The organism is Pseudomonas sp. TJI-51 (assembly GCF_000190455.2).
Lineage (GTDB): Bacteria > Pseudomonadota > Gammaproteobacteria > Pseudomonadales > Pseudomonadaceae > Aquipseudomonas > Aquipseudomonas juntendi.
On the sequence record NZ_AEWE02000069.1, the window covers coordinates 25,976 to 29,445 of the forward strand.

The window sequence follows — 3,470 nt, forward strand, 5'->3', positions numbered from 1 at the left end:
TTCGCTGTGGAAGGTCAGGGTCAGGCCGCCGAACACCAGGCAGGCCACCAGGGTCAGCCACTGGCCCTTTTCCAGCTTGCGCTGGCGCAGGAACAGCGCGCCGTACACCACCAGCGAGCTGACGATTAGCATGGCCGTGGCGCTGTAGATACCGCCGAATTCGAAGCTGTGGCCAGCGACTTCAAGCGGGCGTGGGTCCAGCTTGTACACGATGAAGAACAGCAACAGCGGGATGAAATCGATGAATTGTTTCACAATGGCAGCCAGAATCGGGATGTGACGGCATAATAACAAACATCGATTCCAGCGAAAGCGCTCCTCCATGAATGTTGATCTGCACTGTCACAGCACGGCCTCCGACGGCGCCCTGTCGCCCACGGCGCTGGTCGCCCGGGCCCATGAGCACGGGGTGCAAACGCTGGCCCTGACCGACCATGACACCCTCGAAGGCCTGCCCGAAGCGCGCCTGGCCTGCGTTGAGCGGGGCATGCGCTGGGTCAGCGGGGTCGAGCTTTCGTGCACTTGGGGGGGCGCCACCATTCACGTGCTGGGCTACGACTTCCCGCTTGATGCGCCGCCATTGCTGGCGGCGATCGAAGCGTTGCACCGCGGCCGCTGGCTGCGCGCCGAAGAAATCGACAAGCGGTTGGCCGCCAAGGGCATGCCAGGCACCCTCGACGGCGCCCGCGCCGTGCAGCACGAGCTGGGCGACAGCGGCAACGCACCGGCGCGCCCGCACTTTGCCGAATACCTGGTGCGTGCCGGGCACGTCAAGGACCGCGGCGAGGCGTTTCGCAAGTGGCTGGGGGCGGGCAAGCTGGGCGACGTCAAGCAGCATTGGCCCACCCTTGATGAAACCGTTGCCACGCTGCGCCAGTCCAAAGCCTGGGTGAGCCTGGCGCATCCCATGCACTACGACCTGACCCGCAGCAAGCGCAGGCGGCTGATTGCCGACTATATTCAGGCAGGTGGGCAGGCGCTTGAAGTGGTCAACGGGATGATGCCTGCCGAGCAGGTGGGCACCCTGTCCATCCTTACCCGTGAGTTCGGCCTGCTGGCAAGCGCTGGCAGTGACTTCCACGGCCCCGGCACCTGGGGCGAGATCGGTGCCTACCGGCCTTTGCCCGAGGACCTGCCGCCTTTGTGGCGCCGATTCAGCCATGAACAGCCTATTACGGTATGAACAGGACGACTACGTGAGCCAATTTTTCCAGATTCATCCGGAGAACCCCCAGCCGCGGCTGATCCGCCAGGCGGTAGAGATCATCCGCAAGGGGGGCGTGGTGGTGTACCCCACCGATTCGGCCTATGCGTTGGGTTGCCAGATCGGCGACAAGGCGGCCATCGAGCGCGTCCGGCGCCTGCGTGGCCTGGACAAGACCCACAACTTCACCCTGATGTGCTGCGACATGTCGCAGCTGGGGTTGTATGCCAAGGTCGATACCGGCACCTTCCGCCTGCTCAAGGCGCACGTGCCTGGGCCGTACACCTTCATCCTCAACGGCACCCGCGAAGTGCCCCGCCTGCTGCTGCACGAAAAACGCCGCACCATCGGCCTGCGGGTACCAGACCACGCCATTACCCTGGCGTTGCTGGCTGAGCTGGGCGAGCCGCTGATGAGCGTGAGCCTGATCCTGCCTGGCGATAACGAGCCGATGACCGACCCTTACGAAATTCGTGAGCGCCTGGAGCACCATGTCGACCTGGTGATCGATGGCGGCTACGGTGACCTCAAGGCGTCGACCATCATCGACCTTTCCGGCGACGAACCTGAGCTGATTCGAGAAGGCTGCGGCGACCCTGCGCCGTTCATGGCCAACGCGTGAGCCAGCTGCAAGCGCCCGAGGCGCCGGCCACGCAGGTCGACGAGCCGCGGCAGTTGCAACTGGCCTTGGTCTACGGCGAAGCCCTGACCGAGATGCCGCTGGACCTGTACATCCCGCCAGACGCCTTGGAAGTCATCCTGGAAGCCTTCGAAGGGCCGCTGGATCTGTTGCTGTACCTGATCCGCAAGCAGAACATCGACATCCTCGACATTCCCGTGGCTGAAATCACCCGCCAGTACATGGGCTATGTGGAGCTGATGAAAAGCGTGCGCCTGGAACTGGCCGCCGAATACCTGGTAATGGCGGCCATGCTTGCCGAGATCAAGTCGCGCATGCTGCTGCCGCGCTCAGCCGAGGCCGAGGAAGAGGAGGGTGACCCGCGCGCCGAGTTGATCCGCCGGCTGCAGGAATACGAGCGCTTCAAGGCCGCAGCCGAAGGCATCGATGCCTTGCCACGGGTTGGCCGTGAGGTGCGGGTGCCGCGCCTGGAGGCACCGCAGGCCAAGGTGCGCAAGCTGTTGCCGCAGGTCAGCCTGGAAGAGCTGCTGGTGTCCATGGCCGAGGTGATGCGGCGCAACGACCTGTTCGAGAGCCACCAGATCAGCCGTGAAACGCTGTCCACCCGCGAGCGCATGAGCCAGGTGCTGGAGCGCCTCAAGGGCGGTGCTTTCGTGCCGTTCGTCGAGCTGTTCGGGCACGACGAGGGCAAGCTGGGGGTAGTGGTCACCTTCATGGCGATTCTCGAACTGGTGAAGGAAGCGCTGATCGAACTGGTGCAGAATGAACCCTTCGCCGCCATCCACGTGCGGCTTCGCCCGGCGCTTGTTGAAGAACCCGATGAACCTGAATGAACCTCGCGACCTGGCGTCGCTGATCGAAGCCTTCCTGCTGGCGTCGGGCAAACCGCAATCACTGGAGCGTCTGTTCGAGTTGTTCGAGGAAGCCGAGCGCCCCGAACCCAAGGTTTTCAGGCAGGCGCTGGAGGTGCTGGGCAAATCGTGCAACGGCCGCGCTTTCGAGCTCACGGAGGTGGCCAGCGGCTACCGCCTGCAAATTCGCGAAGCCTACGCCCCTTGGGTCGGCCGCTTGTGGGAAGAGCGCCCGCAGCGCTATTCGCGTGCCTTGCTGGAAACCCTGGCGTTGATCGCCTATCGCCAGCCGATCACCCGTGGCGAGATCGAGGATGTGCGCGGGGTGGCGGTGAACAGCAATATCATCAAGACCCTGATGGAGCGCGAGTGGATACGCGTGGTGGGCTACCGCGAGGTGCCCGGCCGGCCGGCGATGTTCGCCACCACCAAGGCGTTCCTGGACCACTTCAACCTTAAGAGCCTGGAGCAGTTGCCGGCGTTGGCCGAGTTGCGCGAGCTGCAGCCTGAGCCGCTGCTCGACCCGGATGATGCACCGGTGCCGGCCCACCTGCAGGCCCTGGCCGATGCCAGCCTGGGCGAGCAGGACGCGGTTGACGAGCCGAAGGAGGAAACCAGCTTCCGCAGCTTGCTGGTGGAGCTGGATGCCATGGAAGAAGGGCTGAAGACCGACTTTGACGATTTGCGTGGGCAAGCACCTGAGGCCGCGGTGGAAGAAGAGGGCAAGCTGCAGCCCTGATCGTGCGGTTGCCTGTAGCGGCCCCGCCCGGCAAGC

Annotated in this window: 5 protein-coding genes; 4 read left to right on the forward strand and 1 reads right to left on the reverse strand. The window is 64.4% G+C overall.

The window, feature by feature from the left end; translation table 11 throughout:
* The coding region (locus tag G1E_RS29595) for a septation protein IspZ (RefSeq protein ID WP_047149936.1) at window positions 1–255 on the reverse strand (255 nt) is incomplete at its 3' end.
* 67 nt (window positions 256–322) lie between these two features.
* Between G1E_RS29595 and G1E_RS15925 the strand changes: the two genes are divergently transcribed.
* The 4 genes from G1E_RS15925 to scpB all read left to right on the forward strand — a co-directional run bounded on the left by G1E_RS15925 (window position 323) and on the right by scpB (window position 3,434).
* The gene (locus tag G1E_RS15925) at window positions 323–1,183 is read left to right on the forward strand and encodes a PHP domain-containing protein (protein WP_029887819.1); all 861 of its coding nucleotides are present in this window, start codon (window positions 323–325) and stop codon (window positions 1,181–1,183) included.
* Between the two features lie 13 nt (window positions 1,184–1,196).
* Window positions 1,197–1,826, forward strand: a complete 630-nt coding sequence (locus G1E_RS15930) for an L-threonylcarbamoyladenylate synthase (protein ID WP_033745202.1) — start codon at window positions 1,197–1,199, stop codon at window positions 1,824–1,826.
* 125 nt (window positions 1,827–1,951) lie between these two features.
* Window positions 1,952–2,677: a ScpA family protein gene (locus G1E_RS15935; RefSeq protein ID WP_161893131.1), complete on the forward strand. Its 726-nt coding sequence runs from the start codon at window positions 1,952–1,954 to the stop codon at window positions 2,675–2,677.
* Window positions 2,664–3,434, forward strand: coding sequence for an SMC-Scp complex subunit ScpB (gene scpB, locus G1E_RS15940; protein ID WP_009683648.1), 771 nt, complete (start codon window positions 2,664–2,666; stop codon window positions 3,432–3,434). The genes G1E_RS15935 and scpB overlap by 14 nt, the downstream gene beginning before the upstream one ends.
* Window positions 3,435–3,470 lie beyond the last annotated feature (36 nt).

What these genes read in the sequence shown, in the direction of transcription:
- G1E_RS15925 (WP_029887819.1), top strand. Translation starts at nt 323, where the DNA reads ATGAATGTTGATCTGCACTGTCACAGCACGGCCTCCGACGGCGCCCTG.
- scpB (WP_009683648.1), top strand. Translation starts at nt 2,664, where the DNA reads ATGAACCTGAATGAACCTCGCGACCTGGCGTCGCTGATCGAAGCCTTC.